The following is an 18,952-nucleotide window of genomic DNA, read 5'->3' on the forward strand; positions in this document are numbered from 1 at the left end:
AAACTCATAAAAAGACCCTTTTCCCAATGAAGTATTTTCTGACACACACTGCATGGCTGCTACTCTTTTGCTGCTGCGCTGCCAGCGCCCAGCAAACCGCCACACCCGCTACTGCTATGCAAAACTATCTGAACAACGGCGATAAATCCTTCCAGTGGGAAGTGAAAGACTCTTTCAACGTCGGCAACGTAAAAGCCTACGATATACTGCTGACATCTCAGCACTGGCGTGAGTATACCTGGAAACATCAGCTGACTGTTTTCCTGCCGCCATCCCTTCAGCACGACGGCGCCTTATTATTCATCACCGGCGGTTCGCTGAAAGACAGCGTGCCCAACTGGAATGGCCCGGAAGATGAGCTATTTCAGCAGCTGGGAAAAATGGCCGGCGAAAACAATGCGGTGACCGCAGTGTTGCGTCAGACGCCTAATCAGCCACTGTACGGGAAGTTGACGGAAGATGCCCTCATTTCCTATACCCTGCATCACTTCAAACAGGACGGCGATTATACGTGGCCATTATTATTCCCGATGGTAAAAAGTGCCGTGCGTGCGATGGATGTAATCCAGGATTTCGCAGCTAAAAGCACCGGCCATGCGGTTAAAGGATTCGTGGTTTCCGGGGCTTCCAAACGTGGCTGGACTACCTGGCTTACCGGTGCTAACGACGACCGTGTGATTGCGATCGCACCGATGGTGATAGATGTGCTGAATATGCCGGTTAGCCTCGACTATCAGATCAAAACCTGGAAAGGGTACAGTGCACAAATAGAAGATTATGTAAAACTGGGCATTCCCCAAACCGCCAATACTTCTCAGGGCCAGGCGATCAATACCATGATCGACCCTTACTCCTACCGCCAGCATCTGCGGATGCCTAAAATGATATTCATGGGTACCAATGATGAATATTGGGTAGTAGATAATATTAAAAATTATATAGACAGCATACCGGGCAAGAACCTCATTAACTACGTTCCCAACGCAGGCCATGGGCTGGGCGATAAGAGGCAGGCCTTCCAGAGCCTGAACGCTTTCTTTGGCATGACGGTAAATAAACAGGCCTATCCTGAATGTAAATGGAATACCGTAGTAAAAAAAGGTAAAGTACAATTAACAGCCGATGCTTCTTCCGATCGCCTGTTAGATGTAATATTGTGGTCGGCTCATTCAGACGACCTCGATTTCCGGAATGATAAGTGGTCGTCCGAAAGCCTGGGTATCAACCATACTTCAAAGGTGAAAGTAAGCACACCGCTCCCGGAAAAAGGGTACCGTGCCTTTTACGTAGACCTGAAGTATCAGGATGCCTCAGGAGGCACCTATACCGTTAGTACCCGTGTATTCGTTACCGATAGTAAAGCTATTTTATAAAGATGAAAAATATCCTGACCCTTTCTATTTCACTGTTTATCTCTATGACTGTTAGGGCGCAGCAGGCGGTACCCACACTGCCTGCCAGTCGCCACCAGCTGGTGATCATTGCCCATCGTGGCAATCATGTTGATGTGCCCGAAAACAGCGTTGCTGCCATCGAAGAAACGATCCGCTGCGGAGCAGACTATGCCGAACTTGATCTGCGCACTACCAAAGACGGACAATTCGTGCTGATGCACGACGCTTCAGTAGACCGGATGACCAATGGCAAGGGCAAAGTGGCCGATCTTACCCTGGCGGAAATAAAGCAGCTAAAGCTCAACAGCAAGGATGGAAAGGAATACCATGTGCCTACCTTTAAAGAGGCGTTACTCGCATGCAAAGGGCGGCTGAACATCTATCTCGATTTCAAAGACGCAGATGTGGAAACCACCTGGAAGCTGCTGAAAGAAACCGGTACGGATCAACAGGTGGTGGTATACCTGAATGCAAAGGAACAATATAAAGCGTGGCGTAAAACCGCACCCGAGATGCCGCTGATGGCCAGTTTACCGGATGAAGTAACTACACCGGAGCAGATGGACAACTTCCTGCAACATGTAAAAATAGCGGTGTTGGATAACATTAGCGATAAAGCGATGCTGGAAGTAGCGCGCAAACATAATACGGCCATCTGGCTGGATGTGCAGAAAGCAACGGAAGGGCCGGACGACTGGAGTGCTGCGCTTAACAAAGGCGTGCAGGGGTTGCAGAGCGATCATCCCGGGGCGCTGGTGAATTATCTGAATGAGCATCATCTCCGGGGGGGGATGGAGGCGAAGGCGGAGCATAAGTAAGACAGCTATATCTTTATTAACCCCAAAAAATACCAGGCTAAGGCCTGGTTTTTTTTTGCGAGCCGTTCGGGCGAATGCCAGCCGGGCAGTGTGCTGCCCGTCGCTACATATCCGGCTATCTGCGTGGCTACAACCAGCGCGATTCCCCCCTTACGTAACTCCGGCAGCGACACTGTACCCTTGCCACGATCCGGTTTATCGGTAGTTTCCCCCTCCCGTCCCCGAATCGCAGCTACCGGCATTTTTAAGCTCCTGTTCCATTCCAGCGCATTCATCGCCAAATCGAGATGCGCATCTATCATCAACATGATATCCTTCGTTTAAATATGATGAGTACGGTCCGCTACTTTCTTCGCTACCACATCCGCGGGGTATTTCAATGCCAGCCGGCGAATCTCATAACTGAAAGCAGCAAAGGTTTCTTCCCACAGCTTTGCTTCTTCCGGTGTATATTCATAAAATCCCTTCGCATTGGCTACTCCTCTTGCACCGGATTTCACGAGGTCATCGATCAACGATGGTACCTCTGTACTATTATTAAGTGTAGGAAAAAGATCTTTCATTACCGTATGATAAGCTTGTACACCGGTGAGGTCCATCCAACGGAAAACGCCTGCCAATGTCATCCAGTAGCCTGCGTTGTTGCGGCAGGCACGGTCCACATCTTCCACGGTAGCATATCCATTCTCTACCAGATAAAAGGCCTCGCGGTACAGGGCGTACATTAACCTGTTGGTGATGAAACCACGGATATCCCTGCGTACCAGCGTAGGCTCTTTGCCCCAGTAATGAGATACTGCATAGAGGTATTCTCCTTTCTTTATGTCGCTCTTTCCACCACATATCACTTCCAGGAAACGGGTGGTATGAGAAGGCTCCGCCCAATGCAGGCCGAAGAAACGTTCCGGCCATTGCACCTGTTCCTGCAACAAGCTGATGGGGATAGCAGAGGTATTGCTGGTCAGTATAGCATCGGCACTAATCACTGCTTCGATTTTTCCGTATACCGTTTTCTTGATGGTAAGATCCTCCAGTGTACATTCTATCACCAGTTCGCAGGGCGTCAGTTTCGTATAGTCTTCAGTGATAGTAAGCCGTTCCAGGCAGGCAACGGGAGAAAGTACAGTTATTCCTTCGTTCTTCGACCGGTGCAGGTGTTCCGTAATCCGTTTGACCGCAAATTCCAGATCTGCCGATACAGGCGCCACCGCTACTACGGGGTGGCCAGCCATGAGCAGGCATGTCGTGATACTGCACCCCATTAGCCCCAGCCCTACTATTCCTACCGGCATGGTTGCGGTAACAATGCCCGCCTGGTTGTTAAAGTCGGTATACATACAATCGTTGATTAAGGATGACAGCACCAAAGTACATCATCATCCGAACGGAAACCCGGTCAAACGATTGACTAAAATTGAGTAAAATGATTACCGGGCCTCGTGAATGACCAGCTCCGGTGGCAGGAGTATCTTGTGAATGGTAGTACTTTTTTTATCGTCTTCCAGCAGCTGCAGCAGTATTTCCGTTGCTTTCTCCCCCTGCTTGTAAGGGAACTGCTCCACGGATGCCAGCGGCGGATTATCCATATAATTTGTGATCGGCTCATTGGCGAAGCTAACGAAGCAAATATCTTCATTGATCCGGATGCCGGCTTTTTTTGCATACCTGATGGCATCCATGGCTACATAATCGTTGAATGTGATAATGGCCGTGGGCCTTCTTTTCAGATCCAGTATTTCCTGTATGGCCTGTTGATTGCCCTCCCTGGATAAATTGGAAGACACTACCGCAGTGAGGTCTATCTTAATCCTCAGTTTTTGCAATGCATTCATATATCCATCCAGTCTTTCTTTGCTGGCCAGCAGGTTGTCAGGGCCGTTGATCATGGCGATATTGCGGTGCTTCTTCTGTGCAAGAAACTTCACTGCCGCTTCCATGCCCGATTCCAGCTCGCTTGCGATATAGTGTATATCGGGCATGCGTGGTATCCGGTCGAAAAACACAACGGGAATATTTGCTTTTTTTAATAAGTCGAAGTGTGCGTAGTTGGAAGTATTTTTAGCGATCGATACCAGCACACCATCTACGCGTTGGCTCTTCATCGACTCCACCAGCCGCTTTTCCCTGTCTTCCTCATCTCTCGATTGTCCCAGCAGCAGGGTATAATTTTTCCGATAGGCTACATCTTCTATGGCACTCACAATGGCTGCAAAGAAGTCCTGGTTCAGGTTAGGGAGTATGACACCTATCATGCAGGTTTTGTTTCTTTTGAAAGACAACGCCACCTGGTTTGGCTCATAGTGAAGTGCTGCTGCCAGTTCCTTCACCCTGGTACGGGTTCTCAGGCCAATACTCGGATGATTATGTAAAGCTCTGGAAACGGCGGATACGGAGATATTCAGGCGTTTCGCAATTTCCTTAAGCGTGGGGACTTGCGTACTCATAATGTCAGGTTTTAGTCTGTTGGCTACGTAATGGGAAATTAATATAAATTACTGTTGCTGACGGATCAAAGTTAACAACCAGCCTTTTCTAATTAACATATTCATAATATGTTTTTCTTTCCCGGATCTGGTACATCCGCTAATTTGTCTCTTTATTAACCATCATCAAGCCCTGTTTTTATGCAACGATTTACCCATTGTCTGCAACGCCTGCTTCTGTGCTTTATACTGTTCTTGTATTGTAATCTACATGCCCGCGCACAGAGCACTGCAACTGTAAGTGGTTTTGTGAATGACGCCAGTAACAAACCAATCCCCGGCGCTACGGTAACGGTAAAAAATGAGTCTACCGGCTTTATCGATGGCACTGTCAGTAATGAAAAGGGATATTTCCTCTTCCGCAACCTCACGCTGGGCGGCCCTTACACGGTTACGGCCACCATTATAGGTTACAACACGGAAAAGCAAACCGGCTATACGCTTACCATTGGCGAAAACCTGAAACTGCAATTCCGGCTCAATGATAAATCGTCTGAATTGCAGGAGGTGATCATACGTCCGCAGGACGATATCTTCGCTAAAATATCGCCCTTAGGCACGGCCAAAAAACTCGGTGTACAGGAGCTGAAGGCGCTCCCCTCCTACGGCCGCAACTTCCAGGATCTGGCCAGCTTATCGCCTATGACCGGCGTATCGCCTTCGGGCAATCCTAACCTGGTGATAGGCGGCGCCCGCGAAAGCTCTACCGGCGTAACGCTGGATGGTATGAGCCAGCGCTATATGATGAACGGAGGCCTGCTGCCTATCTTTACCGTGTCTATCGAAGCAGTAAAAGAATACGAGGTGGCTACGAATAACTATGATGTACTGCAAGGCCGACAGGGTGGCGGATCTGTGAACGTGATCACTAAATCAGGTACCAACGATTTTACCGGCTCTGCTTTCTTTTACAACCGCAGCAACAGGCTTACTTCCAAAAACGATTACCTGGGCCGGCCGCAGAAGAATTTCAACATCAATCAGTACGGTGCTTCTCTCGGTGGGCCTATCATCAAAAACAAACTGCACTTCTTTGCAGCGTTCGACTTTGAAGATCGTAGCACACCGGTATCTGTACTGGATGTACGTGACCTGACGACAGAAAAGGTGGAGAAAATTTCCAAAGCAAACCTGGACCGCTTCCTGAATATCCTCAGTACCAAATACGGCCTCAGCGATCCGGCATCTCAAACCGGCCTGTTTTCGCTCCGGCCTATCAGCCGTACTTTCTTCGGGCGGCTCGACTGGCAGCTGAACAGCCGCAACAAGCTTACCTTCCGGGGCAACTATTCATCGCAGAAGAGCGAATTCTCTCCTTATGCTTTTCCGGACAACAGCGGCGTGAAAGAGTCGTATGCCAAACATGAAATTGAACTGATGTCGTTTATGCTGAACCTGAAAACCAGTTTCAGCGCCAAACTGAATAACGATCTGAAAGTGCAATACCTGAAGGCGGAACGTGACTTTCTGCCTTATTCCAACCTGCCCCGCGGCTTTGTGAACATCGCTTCTGTGCTGGAAGACGGCACCAAGGTAAGCAGGAACTTCCAGTTTGGCGGCAACCGCATTGCACCTGAAAAACAAGGCGAGAAGCAATTGCAGCTCGTGGAAAACCTCTACCTGCAAACCGGTAAATTCAACTTCACTTTCGGTACCGACAATATTATCACGTTCACGCATACACTGAATTCCAATGAACAGGGCGGGCTGTTTCAGTTCGATAACCTCGATGCACTGGACAACCTGAAAGCCAGCTCCTATAGCCGGCTGGTGCCACTCAACCCCGTTAACGGCTATACGGATTATCTGAACATGACCACCTTTGACGTATCCGCTCACGCACAGGCCGAATACGCTATTAATCCTAAGATGAATATACGGGGAGGTCTGCGCTGGGATGCTACGGTATTTGCCACCAAGCCAGGTTACAATCCACTGGTAGACCAGGTATTAGGTCAGCGCACTGATAAAACCGCTGCCGATTACCGCAACATACAGCCCCGTCTGCAATTCACTTATGATATCAACGGCGATCAGAGCTCGATGTTTCAGGTAGGCGCTGGCGCTTTCTCTGCCAATATTGTGCACTGGGCGCAGCTGAGTAATATCCTGCAAACCGGGCTGAATCTCTCCAACGTAGTGTATCCGAAAAATGGAATCCCTACACCGGATTACATCAGCTATCGTAAAAATATTTCCAATGTACCCGGCGTACCGCCCAACAGTGGCGCTATTCCGCCCTACGTGAACCTGATAGGCAAAGATTTCCGCGCACCCATGACCTGGAAAGCAAATGCATCTTTCCGGCAATTCTTTCATAAAACAGTATTCGCCGGTGTAAATATCTATTACGCCTATACGAATCATAACTTCCGGTATGTAGATCAGAATATGCGTGACCAGCCCGATTTCCGGCTGGATAACGAAGGCGGCAGAGGCGTATTTGCACCAGCCAATACGATTAAAGTGGCCGACAAAAATCCGGATGCTGCCGGCGTAGTTACTTACCCGGTGCCATACAACGCCGTTACTGCACATCCTGAGCTTAGCCGCGTGCTGGCACTCAATGGCGATGCGCATCTCTGGCAAATAGGGAGTACCGTGGAAGCCGGTATTGTGCTGCCTAAGAATGGCTTGATATCCGCTTCTTATACTTATAATAAAACGGAAGATGACAACTCCTACAACTGTTGCATTGCACGTACTTCCGCCTCAGGTATCATCGCTGATGATCCGCGTGTGCTGGATGCCAACAGGGGCAGCGCCAATGGCGATTTCCGTCATAAAGTTATCGTCTATGGTATCAGTCCGAAATTCTATGGCCTGCAACTGGGCGTCAAATATGTAGGCATCTCCGGTAATCCCTGGACACCGGTTGTATTTGGCGACATTACCGGCGATGGTAGCAGTCTTACTATCAATAATAACAAACGGGCTTTCCTCTTTGATCCCGCCACTATCTCCGCTAATCCCAATGCCACGCCCTTCGAAAAGCGCATGGCCGACGATCTCGTAAAAGTGATGGCTAACAGCAATAATACCGCTGCCGCCTATATGAAATCGCATCTGGGGCAAATGGCCGGCCGCAACGTGATTTATAATAAGTTCTGGAGTAACATCGACATCAGTCTTACTTATTCCATCGATAAAGACCTGATCAAAAGTCTGAAAAAGAACCGGCTAATCCTGGAAGCACAGGTGTTCAACTTTGGTAATCTGATCAACAAAAGTGCAGGCAAACAAATGGTTGTACCGGGCGACAACCAGCAGCTGCTGAAAACCGTGGGACTTGACCCATATGCTAAAGACCTGGGCAAAAACCAATACGCATATATCGTGAATCCGTTATTTGGTCAGGCAGTACCGGCCAATGCGCCTTACCAGGTGCAGTTGGGATTGAGATATGAGTTTCAGTAATATAACTGAATCAATCTATAAAAGGTAGGCGCTTTTTAGCGCCTATCTTTTTTTACTTCATTAAAACAGGCGCTGAGGCACTCCTTCCAGGCCCGAAAGGCTTCCTCAGCACCAGTATCATCACCTAATTTGCTGTACTTGTATCAATGGCAGCATATCTGGATGTAATAGCAATCCATTTCATCGTTCCTCCCATCCACAACATGAAAGTATCTATATACTCCTGAACAGATGTCAGATAATGAGCCTCCATTCCCTGCGATAACATGAGCTGGTCAAGATCTTCTCTGAACTGACGGAAGCAACGCGCCTTTTTATTCCACGTACCAATAAATGCCTCCTGTGCTTCCCTGGTAGAATAATCAAACGTATGTTGATGCGCGGATACGATATTCTGCATGGATCCCAGCACTTTTTCCCTTTCATACGAACGGATATCGGCAGCCAGATGTAACAGGTCGGCTCCCGTATGAAGGAATTTTGCGCAGAGAAAACTATCCAGGAAAGCATCCGATGCAGGAGTGTTGACGAATAACTCAACAAAACTGGCGCCGAGCAAGGAACCCGTACCAGACCGTTTCATTTCAACGTACGTCTGCAAATCCCAAACCCTGTTAAACCTCCGGTTATGAATTTCCCATAACAGCGCCTGTTGATAATCGTAAAATTTGCTGGCCAGGCGGCGCTCCCATCCCGGGTTATGATAGATGATCCGGGATTCGTTCCAGAGTTCCACCAAAGCCTGGGCGTATGGGCAGGTTAATGTTTCTTCGTCCGGCGTATAGGCGGGGCCGGTAGTCACAATCCTGTCCATTGATTTAAGGAATGCCAGCGTACCCGGAGAAATTGCCTCCACAGGCTGCTCATCCAGGTGATTATCGAACAGAAAGAACCAGGTCATCCACTTAGTGGCCAAAACCAGCTCACTGTAGGATGCCGTGGGATATATGTAGGCGGTATGCCCATCATAATCCAGCGTTTTGTAGGCAGCAATGGCAGCTTCGTCACCAAGATTGTTTTTTAGTACCCAATCCAGTACCGGAATACGAATGTCGTCGAGATGCGGGTTTGTTGCCGTAGGAAAAATGCATTGCTCCTGTCCTTCGGCCCATATCCGGGCCCAAATGGTCATCATTGAGGTAGTCATAGGATTCAATTTATGGTTAAACGGCTCAAACTAGTAAATTCAGCTGTAATTTTCGACTTTAACTTGGAATCCTACCTCCTGTTAACCATTCTATTCTTTCGGAAAATCCTCCATTTGTTTCAAAAATTGTTTGGATTGTTTCCCTCCGTTACTCACCGCCCATTCCGCCATGGCATACAGCACCGGTCTTAGTGCCTTTCCCTTTGCAGAGAGTTCATAAGTTACATAAGGCGGAATAACCGGCTTAGACTTTCTTTTCACCAATCCATCTGCTTCCAGTTGTTTTAAATGTTGTATCAGCATTTTCTCCGTAATTGCCGGAATAGATTTTTTTAGCTCATGGTATCGTTTTGTTCCTGTTAGTAAGTTGAACAAAATAATCGGCTTCCAGTATCCGCCGATTCTTTCCATTACAAAGGTTACCGGGCAGGCTGCAAAGGCGTTACTTTTATTCTCCTGTATTACTGAAGTTGCTTTTATGACTGTCATCTTTATACTTACTATAGGGTAAGTTCTTGTATAAAAGTATGCTCAATTTTAGTTTTGTGCAAGAATTTTAAACTCAAAAAGATGAAAATAACAGTAACAGGTTCATTGGGAAATATCAGCCGCATTCTCATCGAAAAATTAGTATCAGGCGGCCATGAAGTAAAGGTAATCACTTCCAATACGGACAGATCAAAAGAGATTGAACAGCTGAAAGCGTTTCCGCTGGTTGGTTCGATAGAAGATGTTGAGTTTGTAAAAAAATCATTTGCAGGAAGCGATGCGGTTTATTTAATGATCCCACCAAATTTCGGCGCTACCGACCTGAAACAATATATCAAAACAGTGGGCGAACAATACGCCCATGCGTTAAAGGAAACAGGCGTTAAGTATGCTGTGAATTTAAGCAGCATCGGTGCTCATCTTGAAAACGGTTTGGGGCCAACCGGGTCGAACTTTTATGTTGAACAAAAGTTGAATGAGCTGCCAGATGTGAATGTGTTGCATCTGCGGCCGGGAATGTTTCTGACTAATTTCTATGGCGCCGTTCCGATGATCAGGCATCAACATATGCTGGGCAACAACTTCGACGGAACTATCAGTTTACCGCTCACACACCCGAAAGATATTGCGGCAGCAGCGTTCAGCGTATTGAACGATTTGTCGGTTTCCGGAAAGCAGGTTCAGTACATTGTCAGCGATGAAAAGAATGGTGTTGAAATTGCCCGGATACTGGGAGCTGCAGTTGGTAAGCCGGATGTAAATTGGGTGGAGTTCTCTGATGAACAACTGTTGGGAGCGCTGGTACAAAGTGGCTTTTCGGAACAAATGGCGAAGGTTTATATGATTGAAATTGGCGTGGCGTTAAGGGATGGTAGTTTTATGGAAGACTATAATAAAAACAGGTCGCAATCAGTTGGTGGAACTACATTGCAGGATTTTTCAAAGGAGTTTGCAATGGTTTATAAATAGCATTTAACCATTTAATTTCTCCAGGGATTTTTGGTGTAACATATTTTCACAAGGAGCAGCTGGCGCCGTAGGGTATCAGCTGCTTTTCTTTTAATAAAACATCCATGCCTCTTCAGAAAACTTTCTGCTTATTTTGCTATTCTTTGGAGGAACAATTAATTTTCATTATCTTGTTATAACATAATACCCAACCCTCAAAATTCACGAAATGAAAACCATATCACAAAAGCTAAAACAGCTAAAGGCTTGTCTGTTTTTAATACTTCAAAATAATTACATTCCATCACCTCTTGTCTGTTCAAATTACCTTTGTTAGTTGAACACCCGCTGTAGTAGCTGTTTCTAAGCCCGGGAATAAAGTAACTGCAATGCTACTGTTATGCTATAACAGGTAGCACAACTATCTATTGGCCCTCATCATGGAATGTTCTTTTTTCACTCATAAATAGTCATGTACAATGAAAAACTATTCGACCATCCTCTCAAAGAGCCGGATTGAAATGATTCATTTCCTCCGGGAAGAAATGCCGGTACCCACTGCTGTAAACCCGTACTATGAGCAAACCAAACAAATTGTAGACACCTGGGCTTCTGAGTTTAACAACAAGGAATTAAATGAATTGGTTCTCTGGGACGTTGCCCTGTGTACATCGACGCTTCATCCCCAGGCTAAACCCAAAGTTCAAAAAAACATCGCCTGGGTGTATTATATTTTCTCCGCGGTAGATGAGTTGTTAGAAGACCTTAGTAATAATGGCAGATACGAGGAGGCCCGTGAAATAGTAAAAAAAATATATCAGTGGGACTACCCCTTTTGGAATTTAGCCCAATCTGCCATTGAAGATATGCGGCCAGGCACCAGGAAAAGATTCTTTGATTATTACTTTGATACCATAGCCGCCGTTGTCACTTTACGGGAAAAGCTAAACGAGGGCAGCATAACTGTGGAAGAATTCTATAAGCTAAGATCTGATGATCTTCACACGTTTTCCTGCCTGACATTATTTGAATATGAACATGATTTGGATATTACAGATGAAGAACTGGATCATCAGCTGGTGAAAGACATCCTTTACCACACAGTAGTGTTATCCTGGCTTCATAACGATATTGTATCCTTTGATAGGGACATTGCCCATAACAACAGGGCTAACCTGCTTTATGTGTTGACAAATGGCAACTATGGTGATCAGCTTCCTGAAGCGAAAGCCGATATACTTCAACGTTTCTTTGACGAAAGGGATTTACTGTTAAAACTTGCCCAAGAGGCAGCTGATAGCAAAGAGTTATCTGACAATGCTAAAACTATGTGCCGCCTGGCGCCAACATGGGCAGCCGGGTATTTTGAATGGAGCAAATTCAGTAAGCGTTATGTAGTATAGGAATTGGGCCGGCGCGCTTACAAAGCGGGCTGGTTTCCTTTGGTTTTATTCTCAGAGAAGAGACAATGCTTCCTCATTTGGGCGCATTGTCTCTTTCGGCAGGGCGACAGGAATCGATTAATTTCCTTACTTTTAACAGGAAGATCTCATACATGAAAACTTTTCTCTTCCTCGCCATTTTTATCAGTTTCACCTTTTGCGCAACAGCCCAATCTCCCGGATACTACAAACTCCCCGCTCCTGCCGACCCGCAAACCGCTCAACAACGTAAAGCCGCCATCAACAGCATCAGCGCCGATGTATTTACGGCCGGCTATTTCAAGGGTATTCCTTACCGCCTGCTTTCACCGGCTGTAACGGTGAAGGGTAAACGTTATCCGCTGGTACTGATACTCCACAGCTCCGGAGGAATTGGAACGGATAATAAGCAACAGCTGAATGTACTGGTAAAATATTGGGCGCAGCCGCAGATACAGGCTGCTTTTCCGGCTTATGTAGTGGCGCCGCAATTCCCCGATCGCACGTCTAACTATAAGCAGAGCCCGGGCGGCGTGCAGGCATCTGTGCCTTCGGCCGCATTACCGGAGGCGATGCTGCTGGTGGATTCTCTCAAAAAAACATTGCCGGTAGATGAAAACAGTATTTATGTAATTGGCTTTTCCATGGGTGGTTCCAGCGTGATCAACTGCATCGGGCGCAGGCCTGGCTTGTTTGCAGCAGCAGTGGCCATATCCGGTATCCCCGACTTCGGGCATACGGCTGCATTGAGCAAAGTGCCGCTGTGGGTGATACATGGCAATGCCGATACCGAAAATCCTTTTGCCAGCGATTCGCTGTTATACCATCAATTGAATAAAAAGCAACTGACCTTTTGGGAGATAGATAAGTTACAACACGAAATATTCAGCGATCTGTATACGACTAACATCCTGCCCGAATGGCTGTTCCGTCATCACCTGCACAAGCAATAAACTTTTACATTGCTGTAAAAAAAGCATACATACTATTATCTTTTTGCTATTTTAAGGTATTAAATTGACCTGAAAGTATTTTGCGACCGCGCCCGGCAAAGTAAGTTACAACACACTGCCGGTTCGCAAAAACGCTATCACTGGCCCGATTCAACCTGCATTATCAACGCTTATACCGCCGATCTGCAGTAGTTAACTGAGCATTACTCAACCAAAAATTTTTGGCGTATAGAACAGACCCGATTTTAGCTAGATAATTATTTCAACCAAAAAAAACAACAAAATGAGAAAACCGCTATGGTTATTAGTGATCTGTGCACTAATAACGCTATTGCTTCCGGATGTCATGTATGCACAGCAAACAAACACCGTGGATGGTACCGTTGTTGCAGAAGATGGTAGCCCCTTACCCGGCGTTACCGTCAGAATCAGGGGGAGCAACCGGAACGCCCTGACAAATGCTGATGGCCACTTTCACATCTCCATAAACCCCGGAGAAGCGCTGGAATTTTCGTTTATAGGTTACGAAAGCCAGCGTATACAGCCCGATGGCCAGCCCCGCGTAAAAGTGGTCATGCACAGCACTACCAGCGCCCTTGAACAGGTAGTGGTAACAGCCATGGGTATTAAGAAAGAAAGGAAAGCGCTGGGCTATTCGGTGCAGGATATCAAATCGGCGGAACTGCTGAAAAACAAAGATCCTAACCTGATCAATTCCCTGAACGGCAAAATTGCCGGGTTGAATATTACCAACTCCGGTGGCGCCCCTGGCTCGTCTGCTTCTATTATCATCCGCGGCGGTACTTCTCTCGAAAGAGACAACCAACCGTTGTTTGTGATTGATGGTATGCCGATGGATAACTCCACCGGCCAGGGCGATAACAGCGCGTTCGATGGTTCCATTGCCCAGTCGACCACCAACAATAACCGTGCGATGGACATCAACCCGGAAGATATTGAATCCATCTCCGTGCTGAAAGGCCCTGCTGCTGCAGCGCTTTACGGTCTTCGTGCAGCCGCCGGCGCCATTATCATCACCACTAAAAAAGGATCCGAAGGCCTGGTAACCGGTTCCGTTACCAGCAGGTTCATCACCAACTGGGTGAACAGGCTGCCCAAACAGCAGGGTATCTATAAACAGGGCTCTTATTATACCGGTACATTTACGGACCAGACTTCCCTCTCCTGGGGCGATAAATTCAAACCCGGTGAAAAAGTATACAACAACCTGGGCGATTTCTATAAGACCGCCAACGCCTTCGATAACAGCTTCGCCATTTCCGGTGGCTCCAAAACCGGTAACTTTTATCTCTCCGGTTCCAACCTGAACCAGTCGGGCGTTGTACCTACTACGGACTATCTTCGCAGCACGGTTCGTTTTAACGGGGAACAGAAAATAGGCATCTTTACATTTGGCGTAAATGCCTCCTACTCCCATAGCGAAACGCAGAAAACGCTGACGGGTAGCGGCCTTTGGGCAGCCCAGGGCGCCGGATACATGGAAGGCATCGCGGCCTGGCCCCGAAACGATAACATGAAAATGTGGCTGAACCCTGATGGCACGAAACACCGCCTGCTGCCCGACCTGCCGCTGGACCCTACGGTGAATACCGACAACCCGTACTGGATTCTTTATAAAGAACCACAAACAGAGAAAACCAATCGCTTTATCGGAACTGCATATGTGAATGTAAAGTTCACCAGCTGGCTGGATGCTACCTACCGGCTTGGGCTGGATAACTATACCACCGGATTCAGGAATCTGATCAGTCCTGGTTCCAGTGTACAGCAAGCCTGGCAGAATGGGATGCTTTCAGAAACAGACAGGAGTTATAACTATGTCAACTCCAACCTGATGCTGAACTTTCATAAAACATTCCATAAAGACTGGGACGTGAACCTGATTCTGGGAACCACTACAGAGGATACCTATCTGAAATCCAACTCTGCGCGGGCAGAGAATTTTTCGATTCCCAATTTCATCAGTATTAACAACGCAGATAAAGCCAACATCTATTTCAATCAGGCGATCACCCGCAAGCGGCTGGCGGCCTTCTACGGCGATCTGCGGCTGGCTTACAAAAACATCATTTACCTGAGTGCTACCGGCCGGAATGATATTTCCTCTACCCTGCCGGTACAGAACCAGTCGTTCTTCTATCCTTCTTTCAGCGGCGCCTTTGTATTCACCGAGCTGCTGCCGAAGAACAATATCCTGAGCTTCGGTAAACTCCGCGCTTCCTGGGCCCAGGTAGGTAAAGACGCTACTCCCTACCAGACAGCCACTTACCTGTTTGGTCCCGAACCCACCATTGGTGGCGGATTCCGCAATTATTGGTCGAGGGGCAACGATCAGCTGAAACCGGAAACCACCACCTCTACGGAGCTTGGCACCGAGCTGCGTTTCCTGGGCGGCCGGCTGGGCGTAGACTTCACCTGGTATAAGAACAACAGCCGCGATCAGATCCTTACACCGCGCGTAAGTAACGCTACCGGCTATATCCTCAGCTCCGTCAATACCGGCGAAATCGACAATAAAGGAATTGAAATAAGCATCACGGCTAACCCGGTAAAAACGAAAAACTTCAGCTGGGATGTTACGCTTAATGCCTCCAGGAATAAAGGCGTGGTGAAAGCATTGCCAGCTTCACTCCCTATTCTCTATATCACCGATGTGCACCTCGTGAATGCCAAAGCAGCCTCGTTTGATAAAGGCGTATTCATGGGCATCAGCGGCTCCAAATGGCAAACCGATGCTAATGGCAACCTGTTGCTCGACTGGAATAGCGGCTATCCGCTGACCACCGTTTCTACCACGGATTATATTGGCAACCGCGAGCCGGACTTCATCGGAGGTTTGAACAACAGCCTGACCTATAAAAATTTCAATCTCTCCTTCCTTTGGGATTTCCGGGCAGGCGGCGACGTATATAACGGTACCGACTATCTGCTCACGCTCAACGGCCTGAGTACCCGCACAGAAAACCGTGGCAGCAACATTACGTTCACCGGTATGTCTAAAAATCCGACGAGTGGCAAAATGGAGCAGGTGACCCGCACCGTGGTGGCTTCCGAACAATACTACCGGGATATTTACCTGAAGAATGCACCTTTCTTTGTAGAGAAAGTAAACTGGATGCGCCTCCGTTCCGTATCCCTTGCCTGGTCCGCTCCGAAGGCATGGTTAACGCATGTGCAATGGCTGAAGGGCGCTACCCTCACGGCTACCGGCACCAACCTGCTGCTGTTCACCAATTACTCCGGTATGGATCCTGAAACCAGCACCGCAGGTGCAGGGGTAGTTGGCTCCGGTTCTGTAGGTATTGATTATTGTGGTGTTCCTGCCACCTCCGGCTTTGCGATTGGTTTAAACCTGAAATTCTAAACTACTGGAAGATGAAAAAATTATTGCTACTTATAAGTATACCGTTAGTAATCAGCTCCTGTAAAAAATGGGTTGATATCAATGATAATCCTAACAGCGCCAACTCTTCCGTGCCTGCAGCAGATCAGCGCCTTCCGCCGCTGCTGGCGCAGTTTACTGACGCATATGAAAGTACAGGTACCCGTACCGCCTTTCTTTCCCAGCAACTGGCCACCATTTATTCCAGCGGCGGCAGTAACTATAACCTGACCGGCTGGGTATCCAATGCCAGCAATATCGGCTGGCCCTGGCAGGCATGGTATGTAAACACCGTTATCAACGTAACTCCGCTGATTGCTGCCGCAGAAAAGGCGCAGGCCTGGCATTACGTGGGCGTAGCCAAGATCATCAAAGCCTGGGGGTTTGGTACCCTGGCGGATGTGTACGGCATGATGCCCTACGATCAGTTCGACCAGGCAGGCATCCTCACCCCTAAATTCGACGATGCACAGTACATACAAGGCAAAGTACTGGGCCTGCTCGATGAAGCCATCGCAGACCTTCAGAAAACGCAGGGCTCTGCAGCACCGCCACTGGCCAAAGGGGATATCCTCAACAACGGCAAAACCGATAACTGGATCCGGCTGGCTTACGGCCTGAAGGCGCGCTTTATGAATCATACCTCCAACCTGCCGGGTTTCAATGCTCAAACAGTACTGGATGCAACGGCTAAAGGCCCGCAAACAGCGATGCAGTCGAGCGTTATGCAGTATATTGATCAGGGGCCCAATGTTGCCGCTACCGACCAGGATGCGCTGCAATACGGCAATACGGCGCTTACAGCAAGGATCTCGCAGCTGTATATCAACTACCTGACCAATAACTATACAGGCGCCCCAACCGGCGCCAACAACATGGAAGATCCGCGCATTGATTCGCTGATCCCCAGCTCGGCGGATCAGAAGGGAGTGATGCACCGCACCAAAGGGGTGGATATGACCTCTGGTATCACTAAATCGGGGCCCAGGTCGTATACTTACAATCCCAACACCAATATGTTCTCCAATCCGGACTCCATATATGTGATCCTGCGTAAAACGCCTTATGCGCCCAACGCGACCGATCGCATTCAATCGACCGGCACCTGGTACACGAAGCGAGGCGCAAAAGGCCTGCTGTTCACCGATGCCGAGATGCGATTCATCGAAGCAGAGATCTATCTGAAGCAGCAGAAAAACAGCGATGCACTAACGGCATACAAAGCCGGCATCCGCTCGCATATGGAGCTGATTGGTATCCCTGACGCCACCATCGCGAAATTCCTGGCCAGCACCTCCGTGGAGCAGAATGCCGCCAACCTGACGCTCAGCAATATCATGATCCAGAAATACCTCGCACTTTCCTATTCGCCGGAGATGTGGGCGGATCTTCGCAGAATGAATTATTGTGCAGATGCAGCAGGGAATTACAATGAAGCTACGGGAGTGTATAAGGGATTCAAACGTCCGGTGCATGTGAATGCCATCAATTACCCGAACCAAACAGATTGGCCGCGCAGATTTGCAGTGGCCAGTTATGAAATTAACTACAACGTGGCAGAAGTGTTGAAAGCAGATCCGAATGCGAACACACCAACATATCTGACGGAAAGAGTGTGGTGGAATAAGTAAATTCAAAGAGGGGACTCTAATGATGAGTCCCCTCTTATACTATTCATTGAATGAGTTCAAATTACCCTATATTTAGGATACTAAAAGTAAACCACTATGAAACACTATATCTTTCTGCTGGCCACATTTGCATGGTCTCATGCTGCTTCAGCACAAAACAAAGACAGTGAATTATTGAAGAAATTAAACGAAGAATGGATAGGCTCTTACCCCACCAAAGATACATTGAAGATGAACAGCATTTTTGCAGATGATTTTGTACTCGTCAATCCTGCCGGCGTTAAAATGACTAAACGGGATATTTTCAGTAACCTTGCTCATTCCACCAATCCCGTTCTTACCGCCAAAGTAGATTCAGTTGAAATCAGGCTGTTTCACAATATAGGAATTGTCAATGCAAAAGCGAGCTTCACTTTCAAATCAGGAGAAGCAGGCAAAACCTGTTACATGGATGTTTATGAGAAGAGAGCCGGTAAATGGGTAGCTGTGGCAGCTCACGTCACCTCCCTTCAATGAACGTAATGTTATTTATACTTTCCCTTCTTTCCATCTTCCTTTTCTAAAATAATAGAAGGCTACCACAGCAATTAAAGCCTCTGCCACCGGTATGGCAATAAAGGCGCCTGTAGAACTCATATGCAGGCCGAGTGCCAGGAAATAAGCCAAAGGGCAATTACGACATTAAAATGCTCCTGGGAGCAACTATCATTCAACCTTTCTTGATATTATTTTTCCTGCCAGCTGAAGTAACAATAAAAAATTTTTCTCTAAATTACAGGGCATATACTGCTTACAGTATTTTTAAATTGTAGCTGGAATGCATACGCACTATTTGCTAACCTAATTCT

14 protein-coding genes are annotated in these 18,952 nt (G+C 47.6%); 9 read left to right on the plus strand and 5 right to left on the minus strand.

Going from position 1 to position 18,952, the window contains the following annotated elements; translation table 11 throughout:
• The first annotated feature begins 26 nt into the window (after window positions 1–26).
• Together UNH61_RS15545 and UNH61_RS15550 are read left to right on the plus strand one after the other, a co-directional pair.
• Window positions 27–1,373 (plus strand): PhoPQ-activated protein PqaA family protein, encoded by a 1,347-nt coding sequence (locus tag UNH61_RS15545; protein ID WP_326992878.1) that lies wholly within the window; start codon window positions 27–29, stop codon window positions 1,371–1,373.
• Between the two features lie 2 nt (window positions 1,374–1,375).
• Entirely contained in the window at window positions 1,376–2,212 is an 837-nt protein-coding gene (locus UNH61_RS15550; protein ID WP_326992879.1) for a glycerophosphodiester phosphodiesterase family protein, read from the plus strand.
• A gap of 5 nt (window positions 2,213–2,217) precedes the next feature.
• Here the strand turns inward: UNH61_RS15550 and UNH61_RS15555 are convergent, their stop codons facing one another.
• The 3 genes from UNH61_RS15555 to UNH61_RS15565 all read right to left on the minus strand — a co-directional run bounded on the left by UNH61_RS15555 (window position 2,218) and on the right by UNH61_RS15565 (window position 4,656).
• Window positions 2,218–2,520, minus strand: coding sequence for a hypothetical protein (locus UNH61_RS15555; RefSeq protein WP_326992880.1), 303 nt, complete (start codon window positions 2,518–2,520; stop codon window positions 2,218–2,220).
• 12 nt (window positions 2,521–2,532) lie between these two features.
• Window positions 2,533–3,549: a 3-hydroxyacyl-CoA dehydrogenase family protein gene (locus tag UNH61_RS15560; protein WP_326992881.1), complete on the minus strand. Its 1,017-nt coding sequence runs from the start codon at window positions 3,547–3,549 to the stop codon at window positions 2,533–2,535.
• A 90-nt stretch (window positions 3,550–3,639) separates the two neighbouring features.
• Window positions 3,640–4,656, minus strand: coding sequence for a LacI family DNA-binding transcriptional regulator (locus tag UNH61_RS15565; protein ID WP_326992882.1), 1,017 nt, complete (start codon window positions 4,654–4,656; stop codon window positions 3,640–3,642).
• Between the two features lie 180 nt (window positions 4,657–4,836).
• Here UNH61_RS15565 and UNH61_RS15570 point away from each other — a divergent pair, with 180 nt between their 5' ends.
• Complete coding sequence (locus UNH61_RS15570; RefSeq protein ID WP_326992883.1) at window positions 4,837–8,112, plus strand: carboxypeptidase regulatory-like domain-containing protein; 3,276 nt, start codon at window positions 4,837–4,839, stop codon at window positions 8,110–8,112.
• A gap of 124 nt (window positions 8,113–8,236) precedes the next feature.
• Here UNH61_RS15570 and UNH61_RS15575 read toward each other — a convergent pair whose 3' ends face one another.
• Together UNH61_RS15575 and UNH61_RS15580 are read right to left on the minus strand one after the other, a co-directional pair.
• Window positions 8,237–9,259 carry a hypothetical protein gene (locus UNH61_RS15575; protein WP_326992884.1) on the minus strand — a complete coding sequence of 341 codons (1,023 nt, stop codon included), beginning with the start codon at window positions 9,257–9,259 and terminating at the stop codon, window positions 8,237–8,239.
• Between the two features lie 90 nt (window positions 9,260–9,349).
• The gene (locus tag UNH61_RS15580; protein WP_326992885.1) at window positions 9,350–9,748 is read right to left on the minus strand and encodes a helix-turn-helix domain-containing protein; all 399 of its coding nucleotides are present in this window, start codon (window positions 9,746–9,748) and stop codon (window positions 9,350–9,352) included.
• Window positions 9,749–9,829: 81 nt separating this feature from the next.
• Here UNH61_RS15580 and UNH61_RS15585 point away from each other — a divergent pair, with 81 nt between their 5' ends.
• The 6 genes from UNH61_RS15585 to UNH61_RS15610 all read left to right on the plus strand — a co-directional run bounded on the left by UNH61_RS15585 (window position 9,830) and on the right by UNH61_RS15610 (window position 18,620).
• Window positions 9,830–10,717 (plus strand): NAD(P)H-binding protein, encoded by an 888-nt coding sequence (locus UNH61_RS15585; RefSeq protein ID WP_326992886.1) that lies wholly within the window; start codon window positions 9,830–9,832, stop codon window positions 10,715–10,717.
• 458 nt (window positions 10,718–11,175) lie between these two features.
• Window positions 11,176–12,099 carry a terpene synthase family protein gene (locus UNH61_RS15590; protein WP_326992887.1) on the plus strand — a complete coding sequence of 308 codons (924 nt, stop codon included), beginning with the start codon at window positions 11,176–11,178 and terminating at the stop codon, window positions 12,097–12,099.
• Window positions 12,100–12,251: 152 nt separating this feature from the next.
• Window positions 12,252–13,070, plus strand: a complete 819-nt coding sequence (locus tag UNH61_RS15595) for a prolyl oligopeptidase family serine peptidase (RefSeq protein WP_326992888.1) — start codon at window positions 12,252–12,254, stop codon at window positions 13,068–13,070.
• Window positions 13,071–13,353: 283 nt separating this feature from the next.
• Window positions 13,354–16,455, plus strand: coding sequence for a SusC/RagA family TonB-linked outer membrane protein (locus UNH61_RS15600; RefSeq protein ID WP_326992889.1), 3,102 nt, complete (start codon window positions 13,354–13,356; stop codon window positions 16,453–16,455).
• 11 nt (window positions 16,456–16,466) lie between these two features.
• The gene (locus UNH61_RS15605; protein ID WP_326992890.1) at window positions 16,467–18,104 is read left to right on the plus strand and encodes a SusD/RagB family nutrient-binding outer membrane lipoprotein; all 1,638 of its coding nucleotides are present in this window, start codon (window positions 16,467–16,469) and stop codon (window positions 18,102–18,104) included.
• 96 nt (window positions 18,105–18,200) lie between these two features.
• The gene (locus UNH61_RS15610; protein WP_326992891.1) at window positions 18,201–18,620 is read left to right on the plus strand and encodes a nuclear transport factor 2 family protein; all 420 of its coding nucleotides are present in this window, start codon (window positions 18,201–18,203) and stop codon (window positions 18,618–18,620) included.
• Window positions 18,621–18,952 lie beyond the last annotated feature (332 nt).

It is taken from the genome of Chitinophaga sp. 180180018-3, from assembly GCF_037893185.1.
Classification (GTDB): domain Bacteria; phylum Bacteroidota; class Bacteroidia; order Chitinophagales; family Chitinophagaceae; genus Chitinophaga.